Annotated in this window: 4 protein-coding genes; 3 read left to right on the forward strand and 1 reads right to left on the reverse strand. The window is 38.3% G+C overall.

What is annotated here, in order from left to right; translation table 11 throughout:
• The first annotated feature begins 7 nt into the window (after positions 1–7).
• The 3 genes from KM029_RS16615 (at position 8) to KM029_RS16625 (ending at position 16,213) form a co-directional block, all read left to right on the forward strand.
• On the forward strand, positions 8–7,411 hold the full coding sequence (locus tag KM029_RS16615; protein WP_215586346.1) for a type I polyketide synthase: 7,404 nt from the start codon (positions 8–10) through the stop codon (positions 7,409–7,411).
• Between the two features lie 64 nt (positions 7,412–7,475).
• A complete protein-coding gene (locus KM029_RS16620) occupies positions 7,476–14,405 on the forward strand; it encodes a beta-ketoacyl synthase N-terminal-like domain-containing protein (RefSeq protein ID WP_144074314.1) in 6,930 nt (2,309 codons plus the stop codon).
• 170 nt (positions 14,406–14,575) lie between these two features.
• Positions 14,576–16,213 carry a PfaD family polyunsaturated fatty acid/polyketide biosynthesis protein gene (locus KM029_RS16625; protein WP_144074315.1) on the forward strand — a complete coding sequence of 546 codons (1,638 nt, stop codon included), beginning with the start codon at positions 14,576–14,578 and terminating at the stop codon, positions 16,211–16,213.
• Positions 16,214–16,317: 104 nt separating this feature from the next.
• Here KM029_RS16625 and KM029_RS16630 read toward each other — a convergent pair whose 3' ends face one another.
• Positions 16,318–16,875 (reverse strand): hypothetical protein, encoded by a 558-nt coding sequence (locus tag KM029_RS16630; RefSeq protein WP_144074316.1) that lies wholly within the window; start codon positions 16,873–16,875, stop codon positions 16,318–16,320.
• Positions 16,876–16,996: the final 121 nt, after the last annotated feature.

The following is a 16,996-nucleotide window of genomic DNA, read 5'->3' on the forward strand; positions in this document are numbered from 1 at the left end:
AAGAGATATGAAAGATACAAACCAACTACTCAAGAAAACGCCAGTTGCCATTGTTGGTATGGCTTCTTGTTTTGCGGATTCTGAGAACCTCGAGAAATACTGGGAAAACATCATTCAAGGTGTTGACTGTATTAAGGAAGTTCCAGATGATCGCTGGAAGATTTCTGATTACTATGATCCAGATCCTTTTGCAGAAGATAAGACATACTGTAAAGTGGGTGGGTTTATTCCAAAAATTGATTTTAACCCAATGGAGTTTGGTTTACCACCAAATATCCTTGAGGTAACAGATGCTTCTCAACTATTAGGTTTAGCCGTAGCTAAAGATGCATTAACGGATGCTGGATATGCTCCAGGTTCTGAAGAATTAAAATCAGAAGTAAAAGAAAGAACAGGTGTTATCCTTGGTGTAGGTGGTGGACAGAAGTTGATCATTCCTTTAACAGCTCGTTTACAGTATCCAATCTGGAGAAGAGCGTTAGAGTCAATGGGTATGCCAGAGGAACAAATTGCTGTAGCTATCGAGAAAATGAAAGCTGCATTTGTGCCTTGGACAGAAAACTCTTTCCCTGGTTTGTTAGGTAACGTTATTTCTGGTCGTATCGCTAACAGATTCGACTTTGGAGGTATCAACTCAGTAGTGGATGCAGCATGTGCAGCCTCTTTATCAGCTATTAAAATGGCTGTTTCTGAATTGATAGAAAAACGTGCTGATATGATGGTAACTGGTGGTGTTGATACAGACAACTCTCCATTTATGTACATGTCATTCTCAAAAACACCAGCATTTTCTCGTAAAGGAAGTATTCGTCCTTTCGATCACGAATCAGACGGTATGTTGATTGGTGAAGGTGTTGGTATGATGGTCATGAAACGTTTAGAAGATGCTGAACGTGATGGTGATAAAATCTATGCTGTAATTAATGGTATTGGTGGTTCATCAGATGGTCGTTATAAATCTGTTTATGCTCCTCGTCCTTCAGGACAAGCATTAGCAATGGACAGAGCTTACGAAGAAGCAGGTTATGATGCATCAACAGTTGGTTTAATCGAAGCACACGGTACAGGTACTGGTGCAGGAGATGCTTCTGAAGGTGAATCAATGAAAATGGTTTTTGGTAAAAACTCTGACCGTTTAAATCACATTGCATTAGGTTCAGTGAAATCACAAATTGGTCATACAAAAGCAGCAGCAGGTGCGGCAGGTATGATTAAAGCTGCATTATCACTTCACCATAAAATATTACCGGGTACGATTAACGTAACCAAACCAAACCCTAAAGTTAATATCGAGACATCTCCATTATATATTAATAATGAGACACGTCCTTGGTTCCAAAAAGATTCAGCTACGCCATTAAGAGCGGGTGTTTCTGCCTTTGGTTTTGGTGGTGTAAATTTACACTTCTCATTAGAAGAATATAAGCCTACACCAAAAGCTCAATACAGAGTACATAATATCCATAAGCAATGGTTATTAACTGATGTTACTTCATCAGCGTTAGTTGCTTTGGTTCAAAAACATATTGCAGGTCTTAAAGGTGATAATGCTAAGGCATATTACAAAGAAGTATCAGCAACTGCATTTGCAGAAAGTATTCCTGATGGTCAGCCAAGAGTTGGTTTCGTTGCATCTTCTATTGAAGATACATTGAAAAAACTTGAAGCTTTTGCTTCAGGAATTGCTAAAGATGCAAATGTTGCAGAGTGGAAAAACCCAATATTAAATGTTTGGTATAGAAACGCTGCGTATAACGGAAAGAACAATGTAGCGGCATTATTTGCTGGTCAGGGTTCTCAATACGTTAACATGGGTGGTGAGATTGCATGGTCTTTCCCTGATGTTCGTGATGTATTTGTTAAAGCTAACGAGACGTTCGAAGCAAGTAACAAATCACCTTTAACTGAAACAGTTTACCCTATCCCAGTTTTCTCTGACGAAGAGCGTAAACAACAACAAGCAACACTTACAGCTACAGAAAATGCTCAGCCAGCAATTGGTGCATTGAGCGTTGGTATGTACCATATCTTAAAGAATGCAGGTTTTAATGCTTCATTCTTTGCAGGTCACTCTTATGGTGAACTTTCTGCACTTTATGCTTCTGGAGCAATTGACTTAGCAACTTTCTTAACGTTATCGAAAGAAAGAGGTCAGGCAATGTCTGCTCAAGCAGGTGTTGATGCAGGTACTATGATGGCAGTGAAAGCTGACGTTGTAGCTGTTCAACCTTATATTGGCAAATACAAGAATGTTCAAGTTGCTAACATTAACTCTGGCACTCAAGTTATTTTGGGTGGTGCAGTAAATGAATTAACAGCATTGAAAGCAGAATTAAAAGCGGCAGGGTTGTTAGCGACAATCTTACCAGTTTCTGCGGCATTCCATACACCATTTGTAGGACATGCTTCTAAACCTTTTGCAGCAGTAATTGACAATGCAAACATTGTTGCTCCTAAAGGTAAATTGTACTCTAATACACTAGGTACAGCATACCCAGCACAACCTCAGTTTATCAAAGAGACTTTAAAGCGTCATATCTTAAGTCCTGTTTTATTTAAAGACCAAATTGAAAAAATGTACCAAGAAGGTGCTAGAGTCTTTGTAGAATTTGGACCAAAAAATATCCTTTCAAACTTAACATCTGAAATCTTAGCAGGAAAAGATCATCAAGTGATTTCTTTAAACGCAAATGCTAAGAAAAACTCAGAAGTACAGTTGAGAGAAGCTGCAGTTCAACTTGCAGTTATGGGTATCGCTCTTCAAAACTTTGATCCTTATGCTCGTCCTGTACAAGCAGCAGGAGCAAAATCTAAAATGAATGTTCAGATTTCAGGTACAAACTACTTGACTCCTGCATTTAAGAAGAGATACCAAGACATCTTAGAAAAAGGTGGAAAAGTGCTTGCTAAAAAAGCACCATTAGTAGAAGAAATTGAAACAGTGATTGCTGAGACAACAGATATGTCTCAGGTCATTGAAGAAAAATTACGTCAGAAACAAAATTCAGCTTCCATGGCAGAGAAGGCAGTATTGGATCAAATCCAAGCGGATATTCAACGTTTAACAGAACAACAATCTCGTATTGAGCAAATGTTGTCATCGTTGTTCAACATGCAAACAAATAACCAATTGGAATCGGCAGCGGCTCCAGTTCAACAACAAATTGCATCACCAGTTGAAACACCAGTAGCTCCTGCTCCAGTAGCAGCAGCACCTGTAACGCCAACTCCAGCACCAGTAGTAGAAACACCAGCAGCAGGTGGCGTATCTAATGCAGAAATTGAAGCATCATTATTAGTAGTGATTGCAGAGAAGACGGGTTACCCATCAGAAATGTTGGAAATGGAAATGGACATGGAAGCAGACTTAGGTATCGACTCAATTAAAAGAGTAGAGATCTTCGGTGCTATGACGGAAGCTAATCCATCAGTTCAAGGAGTAGATCCACAAGAATTAGCTGAATTAAGAACTTTAGCTCAAATTGCTGAGTATATTTCAGGAAAAGCAGGCGCTACATCAGCACCTGCAGCAGCACCTGCTCCAGTAGCGGCGGAACCTGTAACGCCAACTCCAGCACCAGTAGCAGTAACACCAGCAGCGGGTGGCGTAACAAATGCAGAAATCGAAGCATCATTATTAGTAGTGATTGCAGAGAAGACGGGTTACCCATCAGAAATGTTGGAAATGGAAATGGATATGGAAGCAGACTTAGGTATCGACTCAATTAAAAGAGTAGAGATCTTCGGTGCTATGACAGAAGCAAATCCATCAGTTCAAGGAGTAGATCCACAAGAATTAGCTGAATTAAGAACTTTAGCTCAAATTGCTGAATACATTTCAGGAAAAGCGGGTGCAACATCAGCACCTGCAGCAGCTCCTGCTCCAGTAGCAGCAGCACCTGTAACGCCAACTCCAGCACCAGTAGTTGAGACACCATCAGCAGGTGGCGTAACAAATGCAGAAATTGAAGCATCATTATTAGTAGTGATTGCAGAGAAGACGGGTTACCCATCAGAAATGTTGGAAATGGAAATGGATATGGAAGCAGACTTAGGTATCGACTCAATTAAAAGAGTAGAGATCTTCGGTGCTATGACAGAAGCAAATCCATCAGTTCAAGGAGTAGATCCACAAGAATTAGCTGAATTAAGAACTTTAGCTCAAATTGCTGAATACATTTCAGGAAAAGCGGGTGCAACATCAGCACCTGCAGCAGCTCCTGCTCCAGTAGCAGCAGCACCTGTAACGCCAACTCCAGCACCAGTAGTTGAGACACCATCAGCAGGTGGCGTAACAAATGCAGAAATTGAAGCATCATTATTAGTAGTGATTGCAGAGAAGACGGGTTACCCATCAGAAATGTTGGAAATGGAAATGGATATGGAAGCAGACTTAGGTATCGACTCAATTAAAAGAGTAGAGATCTTCGGTGCTATGACAGAAGCAAATCCATCAGTTCAAGGAGTAGATCCACAAGAATTAGCAGAGTTAAGAACTTTAGCTCAAATTGCAGAATACATTTCAGGTAAAGCAGGCGCAACATCAGCACCTGCAGCAGCTCCTGCTCCAGTAGCGGCAGCACCAGTAGCAGCAACACCAGCAGCGGGTGGTGTAACAAATGCAGAAATTGAAGCATCACTTTTAGAAGTAATTGCAGAGAAGACGGGTTACCCATCAGAAATGTTGGAAATGGAAATGGATATGGAAGCAGATTTAGGTATCGACTCAATTAAAAGAGTAGAGATCTTCGGTGCTATGACAGAAGCAAATCCATCAGTTCAAGGAGTAGATCCACAAGAACTTGCAGAACTGCGAACGCTCGCCCAGATTGCTGAGTATATCTCAGGTAAAGCAGGCGCAACTACAAGTTCTACGGAACTTGAAAAAAAAAAGTCTACTAAGCAGTTAGAAGAAGTAATTGTAGAAGATCACACGTCATTTGTTTCAGGAAACTATGACCGTGTACCACGTTCTTCTGTTCAAGTTAAATATATTCCCGAGCCAGATCAGTTGGTTATCGATAACGATGCAAATGCATGGACAGTCATGACAAACGATGGCTCGGGATTATCTGTTTCTTTAGCACAAGAATTATTGGCTGAAGGCAGAAATGTAGCGGTATTGACAATGCCATCAAGTTTGGTTCGCCAAGCGGCAGTAACTTTACCACAAGGAGCAAAAGAGCTTCAATTATCAGATGTTTCTGATGATGCAATTAAAAGTGCTTTAGCACAAATCGGAGGAGTAGATCAGTTTATTTATGTTCACCCTCACTTCCGTTTTCCTTTAGGACAATGGGGTATGCATTTCGATAAAGAAAAAGAATTATTGAAATCAGCGTATTTGTTAGCAAAACACTTGAAGCCGTCGTTAAACGATTACGCGGCTAAATCTACAAGAGCTTCTTTCATGACAGTAACTCGTTTAGAAGGAGCATTTGGTACTAAGAACCCAGGAAATGTATCTGTGATTGGTGGAGGCTTGTTTGGTCTTACAAAATCAATGAACCTAGAATGGACGAATGTATTCTGTAGAGCGGTAGACTTGTCATCTCAATTAAAAGCAGAAGTAGCTGCAAAGAAAGTAATTGCAGAATTGAAAGATGCAGATGTTACTACAACTGAAACAGCTTACAATGACGAAGGAAAACGTTTTACGCTTCAAGCGGTTGTAGAACCTCATAAAGCAGGAACGGTAAGAACTTCTAGTATTACTTCAGAAAGCGTTTTCTTGGTAACAGGTGGTGCAAAAGGTGTAACAGCAGATTGTGTTCGAGCAATGGCGAAAACGTACAAATCTAAATTTATTTTAGTTGGTAGATCGGCATTGACAGATTCAGAACCTGCATGGGCACAAGGTGTGGCAGACGAGCCAGCACTTAAACGTAATGCAATGATGGCCTTAAAAGAAGCTGGAGAGAAACCACTTCCAAAGGCAATAAATAAAATGGTAGGTGCGGTACTTTCTCAAAGAGAAATCCAAGAGAATTTAGCGTATATCGAAAGTGTAGGAGCAAAAGCATATTACACTGCAGCTGACGTAACAAATGCAGAAGCATTAAAAGCAGCAGTTGAACCAATAGTAGCACAAGCAGGTAAGATAACTGGTATTATCCATGGTGCAGGAAGATTGGCAGATAAGCTAATCGAAAACAAAACAGCAACAGACTTCGATAATGTATATGATGTAAAGATTTCAGGACTATTGGCCGCAGTAGCAGCAGGTAGCATTCATGACATCAAACACGTAGTATTGTTCTCTTCTGTAGCAGGTTTCTATGGTAATGTTGGTCAATCAGATTATGCAATGGCCAATGAAGTATTGAACAGAGTAGCTCATTTATTTAAGAAAAACCATCCAGATGTTCATATCGCCTCTATTAACTGGGGAGCATGGGATGCAGGAATGGTAAGTGGTGAGTTAAAGAAAATGTTCGAAGCTTACGGTGTAGCATTAGTTCCTTCTGAAGAAGGTCCGGTTGCAATGGTAGATCAATTAAGTGATGCCTTTGCAGATCAGCCTCAAGTGATATTAGGTGGTACTTTACCATTAGCAAAAGCAGATTTATCAGGTGATTTAAAAACATATACGGTAAAGAGGAATATGACGGAGGAGAAAAATCCTTTCTTACAACATCATATGATTCAAGGAAACGCAGTGCTTCCTATCGTAAATGCATCAACTTGGATGGTACAAACAGCTACTGATTTATATCCTGGCTTTAACATTCAACGTGTTGATAATGCGAAACTTTTCAAAGGAATCGTATTTGATGGTAAGCAAGCGGAAGATTACACTATTACAGTAAAAGAGACATCAAAATCAGAAGATACTGTAACTATGACAGTGAATGTCTCTAGCAATAATGGTGGAAAACTTCCCTTGAACCATTACCAAACACAAATCACTTTAACTTCTAAAGGAGTTGAAGCTCCTGTAGTTGCATTGCCTAATACAAGTGCAGCTCCAGCAGTAGCAGATGCTTCTTCGGTATATACAGATGGAACGTTGTTTCATGGTTCAGATTTCAACGGAATCAAATCGATTCTAGAAATGAACGAAAAAAACATGGTGTTCTTATGTGAGCATGATGGGGTAACAGAAGAACGTCAGGGACAGGTACCTGTTAAAAAGGTAAACCCTTACTTGATGGACATTATGTATCAAGGAGCAGTCGTTTGGGTACGTCGTTTCCATGGTGCAGCAAGTTTACCTTTAAGTACTGAATATGTAGAGATCTTCGATGCTCTTCCTTTTGGAAAGCCGTTCTACGTTCAAATCGAAGTGAAAAAAGCAGATGACTTCTCAATGGTTTCTGATATCACAGCCTATGATGCAGAAACTGGAAAAGTTTATATGAAAAGTTATGGCGCAGCAATGACAATCAGTCGTGAGCTAACTTGGTCATAACCACATTCATCAAAATAGGGGACGTAGTTAGCTGCGTCCCCATTGATGAAAAATAAGATATGCAATGAGCAAAAAAGATAAAATAGCAGTCATTGGTATGGGAGGTTTATTCCCAGGATCAGACTCATTAGATACATTCTGGAATAATCTACTGGATAATAAAGATCTAGTTACGCTTTCTGATGATGAAACGTTTGGACAATCTCCAGAACGTTTATATCATACAGAAAAAGGAAAACTAGATAAGTGTTATGCATTAAGAGGTGGATATGTTCGAGATTTTCAATTTGATCCTTCTGGATATAAATTGGATGCCAACTTACTAACAAAACAAGACGATCAATTTAAATGGTCGTTGTATGTAGCACAACAAGCATTAAAAGACAGTGGTTACTGGCAAAACACACAAGGTAAAAATTGTGGTGTTATTGTGGGTAACTTATCATTCCCAACAAGAAGATCACGCCAAGTATTAGCGCCAATCTATGCAGATATGGCAAGTACTGTGATTACAGAATTAACGGGAGAAAATATTCAAATTCCTTTTGCAAATACAACTTACGAAGCCAACATTCACGAAACGTTATTGACTAATTCTCCTTCAGCATTAATTGCTCAAGCAACAGGATTAACGTCAACAAACTATTCTTTGGATGCTGCATGTGCTTCTAGTTTATATGCAATTAAATTAGCCATTGACGAATTACAATTAGGAAAAGCTGACATGATGTTAGCAGGTGCTGTAAGTGGTGCCGATCCGTTGTTTATTCAGATGGGCTTTTCTTATTTCCACGCTTATGCAAGAATGAATGAAAAGTCAGCACCTTTAGATAATACTTCTGGTGGCTTGATTTCTTCTGAAGGTGCAGGTATGGTGGTGTTAAAACGCTTAAGCGATGCACAACGTGATGGAGATAAGATTTTAGCAGTTGTAGATGGTGTAGGTTTATCAAATGATGGTAAAGGAAAGTTCTTATTAAGTCCAAACCCAAAAGGACAAAAGTTAGCTTTTGAAAGAGCTTACGAAGGAACAAACTTAACACCTGCAGAAATTGATTACCTAGAGTGTCATGCAACAGGTACTCCATTAGGAGATACAACAGAAATTGATTCTATCAGTAATTTCTTTGCTCAAGATACTGTTAGACCTCCTTTCTTAGGGTCGGTGAAATCTAATATGGGACACCTTTTAACAGCTGCCGGAATGACGGGAATGTTAAAGGTGATTATAGCCATGCAAAAGAAGTTTATTCCAGCAACAATTAAGATTGAAGGAGCTGTTCATTCTACAGATCAGAAAGTAGGAAAAGAGCAGATCATGTTGGAAAATTCTGCTTGGCCACAAAAAGGAGAGCGTCCTCATGCAGGAATTAACGCTTTTGGTTTTGGTGGTACAAATGCACACATGATTTTATCTGCTTATAACGCAGAGGAAAAAGTAGAAAAAGAAAAAATTAGTTCGCCTAAACAACCAATGTCTATTGTAGGTATGGATCTTCATTTTGGAGGTTGTGCTACGGTAGAAGATTTCTATTTGGCTTTATACCAAGGAGAACAATTCTTTAAAGGACTTCCGGCTAACCGTTGGAAGGGAATGGAAGAATTGGAAACGTTGAAGAAAGGTTTAGGTTTAGAAGATATAAAAGGTATTCAAGGGGCATGGTTAGAAGAGTTTGATTTAGATATCTTACGCTTTAAAATTCAGCCGAAAGAAGCCGAACGTTTAACGTTACAACAAACGTTGATGCTTACTGTTGCCGATAGAGCATTGCACGATGCAGGTTTAACAGGAGCACAAGGAAAAGGAGCCAACATTGCGGTACTTACTGCTATGGAATCAGAATTAGAAATTCATCACCGTATGGGTAGATGGGATCTTATCTGGCAAGTAGAAGAAGCATTGAAGATGGCAGGTTTAGAAATGGATGTTGAGAAAAAAGCATCACTTTCTGACGTGTTGAAAAACACTGTTTTTGAAGCATTCGAAGATCATTCTCCTTCAGAACATACAGGCTTTATTGGTAATATCATTTCTAGTAGAGTTTCAGCATTGTGGGATTTTACAGGACCATCATTTACAATTTCTTCTAATGAAAATGCAGTATATAAAGCATTGGATGTAGCAAGAAATATGTTAGCACTAGGAGAGGTTGATGCTGTAGTATTGGGTGCTATTGATTTAGCAGGTAGCATGGAAGGTGTATTGAGCCGTCATGTTAAGAACCCAGTAAATACAGGCGATGTTTCTTTAGGATGGAACACTGAAACAAACGGATGGAATGTTGGTGAAGGTGCTGGTGCAATTGTTATTAAAAGAGCAGAAGATGCGAAAGAAGATCGTGTGTATGCACAAATTGATGACATTGCGATTGTTCAATCTGAAATCTCTTCTATTAGAGGCGAAATAACTGCTGCAGCTGTTAAAAAAGGTGCAACAGAAATTTTATCAAATAATAATTTAGATGCTTCTGATATTGGTTTATTAGAAGTTTCTGCAAGTGGTATAGCAGTAGAAGATCAGGCAGAGATCGAAGGTTTAACTTCGGTATATAAATCAGAAAATGGAAAATTGACCACCGCTTTAGGTTCTAGTAAATCTACAGTGGGACATACTTTCTCTGCATCTGGTATTGCTTCGATTATTCGATCAGCTTTAGCTTTATACCATAGATTTATTCCTGCAACTCCGCAATGGACAGGACCTAAATCTGAAGATAAATTTACAGGTACATCTTTCTTTGTTCCTAATGTATCTATGCCTTGGGTTGTAGAAGAAGGAAAAGAAGATTTACGTGCAGCAATTAGTGGTTTGGCAAGTGATGGTTCTTCTGCACATGTATTGATGTCGGAAGCTTCTCATCCAACGGTAGAAGAACGCAGCCCTTACTTAGCAAAAGGAGGAGAGCGTTTATTCCCTGTTTCTATTACTAGTCCTGGTGCAATAAATCATCAATTATTGGCTGTATTGACAGATGTTGAGACAGTTGGTTTTAATGAGACATCGGACAAGCTTTGTGAAACATTTGATCAAGCTGCTGATATTAAAGTAATTTTTGTAGCCAAATCTGAGGACGTTTTACTACGTGATGTAGAATTCTTCCAAAAGCACATGAAAGAGGCTTACAAGAATAATGTAGTATTACAAATGCCATCAGGTAGTTACTATAACCCATCGCCGTTAGGCAAAAATGGAAAAGTAGCCCTAATGTATCCTGGTTCTGGTAGTGCGTATCAAGGTTTTGGAGCTTCTTTATTACAGATGTTCCCAAGCCTATATGATAACATTAAGGAATCGGTTAACCATCCAAACAGAGCGTTCTTTACGGAGTATTTATACCCAAGAACTTTAAAAACACCATCTGCTGAAGAAGTGAAGTTACAAGAGCAAAATCTTGGTACTAACGCACTTCCTGTAATGGCAATTGGTTGTGCTTTCTCTGCTGCTTATACACACTTACTTCAAGATATTTTGAAGATGAAGCCAGATGCAATGGCAGGGTATAGCATGGGTGAAACTAGCGGAATGTGGTACGGACAACAATTCTGGGATGCTCATTTAGTAGATGAGAAATTCTTAGAGTCTAACATTTTTAGTGAGGTAGTTGGCGGTGATATGACTATTCTGAGTAAAGAATGGGGATTAGATGTTGCTACAGCTAAAGCACGTTGGAGAAGCCGTTTGATTACTACAAATGCTAAAAAGCTAGGATATAAAACATTAGAAGAATGGTATAGAGAAGAAGTTGAGGGTGAATACGAAAGAGTTTATCTAACATTCATCAATACGGATTCTGAAATTATTCTTTCTGGTGATAACGATATCCTTGAAGAAATTATGCAAAAGCATGGTTTAGCATCGGTAACGCTCACCATCAATAATGTTGTACACCATGAATTTATTCGTAGAGTATCGGATGAGTTTATTACAATGCACCATTTACCACTGCAAAAAGAAGTGCCTTTAACAGTGTATTCTGGTGTGACTATGGCACCAATGAAAATTGATGTTGATACAATTGCTGAAAATGCAAAAGAGGTGTGTTGCCAAGAGGTAAACCTTCCGAAGCTAATCAGAAAGATGAAAGAAGATGGTCATGATATCTTTTTAGAAGTGGGGGCTAACTCTACTTGTTCAAGATGGATTGGTGAGATCTTAAAAGAAGAAAAGCATACAACAATAGCTACAGACCGTAAGGGTTCTGACTCGTTGAAAAGCTTTACTGCAATGATTGCTCAATTACTAGGAGAGGGTGTAGCGCTTGATTTATCGGCTTACATTACAAAAACTTCTGAAAGAGGAATCAAAAGAAAGAAAATTTACAAGAGATTACATACTGGAGGAGCTCGTTTTGAAGAATTTGCCTTAACTGAACAGAACAAAGCGACTTTCCAAAATGCAACAAATAGAATTGGAGAAAGAACACCTGCATTTGCTGGTGAAGAAGCCTACGATATGTTTGCGGCAGTAGAAAAAGAACAAACAATAAATAAGATGGATAAGAATTCAACTTTAGATACTATTGAGAAGAAGGTTTCTCAGAAAATTGCTGAGAATGGCTTGGCACTTTATGATTTTGATGCACCAGACTACAGAGCGTCTAAGAAAGATGCAATCTGGAACGAGCAAGATCTACTTACATTTGCTACTGGTAAAATTGCTGACGTATTCGGACCTGAATACTCAATTATTGATACGTACCCATGTAGAGTAATGCTACCAATGCCTCCTTACTTATTAGTAAGTAGAGTAACAAAATTAGATGCTAAAACAAACGAGTATAAGCCATCTAGTTTAACTACTGAATACGATATCCCTTACAATTCTTGGTTTGCAACAGACGGACAAATTCCTTGGGCAGTAGCTGTAGAATCTGGACAATGTGACCTTTTATTGATTTCTTATTTAGGAATTGATTTCCAAAACAAAGGAGAGTACAAATACCGTCTATTAGATTGTACTTTAACTTTCTTGGATGATCTTCCTTTCGAAGGACAAACGTTACGTTATGACATTAGCATTGATAGCTATGTACGTAATGGTAACAACTTATTATTCTTCTTCCGTTACGATTGTTATGTAGAAGATAGAATGGTATTGAAAATGCGCGGTGGTTGTGCAGGTTTCTTTAACGAAGCTGATTTATCAGTTGGACAAGGAGTAGTATTCAAGCCTTCTGAAATTGAAGAAAGAAACAACCGTAAGCAACAATTCTTTGAGCCGTTATTACACTGTAACCAAACTACTTTTAACCAAGACGAATTACTTCGTTTAACACAAGGTGATTTAGAAGGTGTATTTGGTGCAGATTACAATAACTTAGGTAGAAACGGATCGTTACGTCTTCCTCCTAAAGATATCTTAATGTTAGATAGAATTACTGAATTAGACCTTAAAGGTGGTTCTTCAGGAATTGGTTTTATCGAAGCCGAAAAAGATTTGAAAGCAGACGATTGGTACTTCCCATGTCACTTTAGAGATGACGAAGTGCTTGCTGGTTCTTTACAAGCAGAAGGTGGTGGACAGTTATTGCGTTTCTTAATGTTATACATGGGTATGCAACGTTTAACAAAAGATGCTCGTTTCCAACCTGTATTAGATATCCCTCAAAAAGTAAGATGTCGTAAAGAAGTAAACGCAAAAGAAGGTAAGTTAATTTACCGTATGGATGTGAAAGAAGTAGGTTTAGTTCCTGAGCCTTACGTAGTAGCTGATTTAGAAATTATCTATGACGATTTATCTTCTGTATACTTCGAAAACTTAGGACTTCGTTTACAAGAAAAAGACAATCCTCAATACAAGAAGGATTTAGCCAATACAAATCACGGTGTGTACGTGAAGCCTGTGAATAAAGAGGTTTTACTAGACGAAGGTGACATCACTCAATTTGCATTAGGACCAGTTTCTAAATGTTTTGGTGATGAATACAAAGTATTTGACGGTCGTTCATTATCGCGTCAACCAAACACAGATTTACAAGTAATCTCAAGAGTATTGTCAATCAGTAATGAAAGACATGATTTCTCTAACAAACCAACAATTATCTCTGAGTACGATGTACCAGTAGATGCATGGTACTTTAAGCAAAATGCTTCTCCAGTAATGCCTTATTCAGTATTAATGGAAGTAGCTTTACAACCTTGTGGTTTCTTAGGTGCTTACTTAGGTTCTACATTGTCTGTTCCTGATAAAGATTTATTCTTCCGTAACCTAGATGGTGATGGTGAGATGTTAGTGGATGTTGATCTTCAAGGAAAAACAATCACAAACAAAGTAGTGATGACGTCGCATACTAACCTTGCAGGTACGGTATTACAACGTTATACTTTCGAATTGTCTGTAGATGGAACAGTATTCTACGTAGGTCAATCATCATTCGGTTTCTTTACTGTGGCCGACTTATCAAGTCAAGCAGGTTTGGACTCAGGAGAGAAGATGCCAACTTGGAAAGATTCGAACGAATACGATAAAAAGAATAGCATTTCATTTAACCTAGATTCATTATTTGGTAAAATGAAGTTGTACAAGTCAACAAACCCAGCTTCACCAAGATTACACTTGGCAGAAGATCAATTGAACTTGTTAGACAGTGCTACAATTATAAAAGAAGGTGGTAAGTACGGTAAAGGATATATCCATGCTACACGTGCTATCAATAACTACGATTGGTTCTTTACTTGTCACTTCTACCAAGATCCTGTTATGCCAGGTTCATTAGGTGTTGAGGCAATTCATCAAGCCGTTCAAGTTTATGCCTTACAACAAGGTTTAGGTAATGGTTTAGCTAACGTAGGGTTTAACCATCTTGCACCAAACAAAACAGTTTGGAAGTACAGAGGTCAAATTTTACAAGGTGACCCAACAATGAACTTGGAATGCCATATCAAAGAAGTGAAAAACGAAAATGGCAAAGTTGTCATTCTTGTAGACGCTAACCTTTGGAAAGGTGATTTAAGAATTTATGAATTAACTGATCTTTCTTTAGTAATTGGTTAATCATATAGCGATTACAAGTTTTACCTGATAGGTGTTACTTAGGATTGCAATAATGAAGTTCCGAGTGGTGCTCACGCAAAACACGGGAACATATAAAAATACACACATCACAGAGATGAAGGGGCGTTAGCAATAACGCTCCTCATTTCAACGAACTATTTAACATAGTGATGAACACAACAATCGTGAATCAAAATAACGGCTTAAAAAGTCAAAGCTTACCATCAAACACTAAATGGTTTGGTGCATCAAGCTTATTAAAATATAACGCTGCAGAAATTAAAGCACAGTTTGAGAAATTAGACAAGCAACTTTTTGTAGTACGCAATGCAGAAGGTACAATTGGTGTTGCTGATGGAATGGGAACATCATCTCCAGCAGATTTAACATCAGGCGAAGCCTTAGCAAATATTCCAGCCTACGCTCCAGAAGCAATGGGTGATCCTTCTTTTAGAGCAGCTTATGGTTTGAAATATAACTATATGGGTGGTGCAATGGCCAATGGTATTTCTTCGGAAGACTTGGTAATTGCTTTAGGTAAAGCAGGTATGTTATGTTCATTTGGCGCAGGTGGATTAATTCCTGCAAGAATTGAGCAGGCGATCGATAAGATTCAAGCGGCATTACCAAACGGACCTTATGCATTCAACTTAATTCACTCACCTAACGAGGTAGCTTTAGAGCGTGAAGCTTGTGAGTTGTTCTTAAAGCGTGGTGTGAAAGTGATTGAAGCATCAGCATTTATGGATTTAACACCTTTCGTTGTGAAGTTCAGAGCGGCAGGGTTACGCAAAAATGCGGATGGATCTATCCATATGGAAAACAAGATCATCGCTAAAGTATCTCGTTTAGAAGTAGCAGAGAAATTCATGCGTCCAGCACCAAAGTCAATTTTGGATAAATTGGTAGCAGAAGGTCAGATTACAGCAGAACAAGCAACATTAGCATTGTCTGTTCCTATGTCTGATGATATTACAGTAGAAGCTGATTCAGGTGGACATACAGACAATAGACCGTTGGTATCATTATTACCATCAGTGCTATTGTTAAGAAACAGAATCCAAGAAGAATTGAACTACCCAGAGCAAGTACGTGTAGGTGCTGCAGGTGGTATCTCAACGCCTCAATCTGTATTAGCGGCTTTCGCTATGGGTGCGGCGTTTGTAGTAACAGGTTCAATTAACCAAGCATGTTTAGAGTCGGGTGCATCAGATCACTCTCGTAAGGTGTTAGCACAAGCGGGAATGACAGACATTATGATGGCACCAGCATCTGATATGTTCGAACTAGGCGTGAAGTTACAAGTACTTAAAAAAGGAACGTTGTTCGCTTTAAGAGCACAAAAGTTATATGATATCTACATCAAATATGATAGCATAGATGAACTTCCTGCAAAGGACCGTATGACGTTAGAGAAAACAATTTTCCAAGATACGTTAGAGAACATCTGGAAAATGTGTATTGAGTTTTTCCAAGAGCGTGATCCAGAGCAAATCACAAGATCAGAAAACAATCCAAAGCGTAAGATGGCATTAATCTTCCGTTGGTACTTAGGTCTTTCTTCATCATGGGCAAACCGTGGTGTGAAAGGTAGAGAGTTGGATTACCAAATCTGGTGTGGTCCTGCAATGGGAGCATTCAATGAGTGGGTAAAAGGTACTCCTCTTGAAAACTGGGAAAACCGTAAAGCAGTAGACGTTGCTCACGCATTGTTCAACGGCGCGGCTTACTTGTACAGATTGCAATACTTAGAGATGCAAGGTGTACAAATTGATGGAACTTATAAAGCAGCTAACGTGAGATTTTAGGCAATCACACGTTTAAGCTGCTTATTCATATCTTATTTATTCTAGACCCCGTGGCTTTTGGCTGTGGGGTCTTTTTTCTTCTTGAAGCTAATTGTTTGATAAATTTATAATGAAAAAACCTTTTTAAAGATAAGTCCCTCATAGCCTTCATTATCATAGATGTTTTTAAAGGTTAACTGATTATCTTTATTATTTTCACAATAAAATAATTGTGTCCCACCCATCACTGGAACTGAAAAAAAACTATCATACATGGTATCATTAATATTAAAATGGTACTTCTCTATTTCATAAATATCATGTGGAGGAAATGGAAAACGTTTAACAATTGATTTTTCAGTATTAAAAACATCTAAAATAATATTGTTTTTATAGATGTAAAAAATAGAACTATCTATAGTTTTTACTTTTTTAATTTCTCCTGATTCATTTAAAAGTTTAAATAACTTAGAGTTGCTAATTAATTCTGTGAAGCCAAATATTTCATCAAACATACAATCATCGAAACTTTTAGTAAGACCAAATATTTCATTTGGATCTACATTACCAAAATCTAATATTTCATTTTCTGATGAAATGTTTTCAATTAAATTCTTATTTGAGTCACTTACTTGTAACCAAAATGTATAATTAACGTCAATTGATATTTTATATATATTCATGCTTTAAAAGATGTATTATTGTTAATTGTATTCCCCTACTGTTCGTTGTGTTAAGCCGACAGGCGTCACTACGAACTAGCCCATTTTTTTAAGTTTGTAACTTAAAACAAAACTAAAATAT

The organism is Flammeovirga kamogawensis, assembly GCF_018736065.1.
Taxonomy (GTDB): Bacteria; Bacteroidota; Bacteroidia; order Cytophagales; family Flammeovirgaceae; genus Flammeovirga; species Flammeovirga kamogawensis.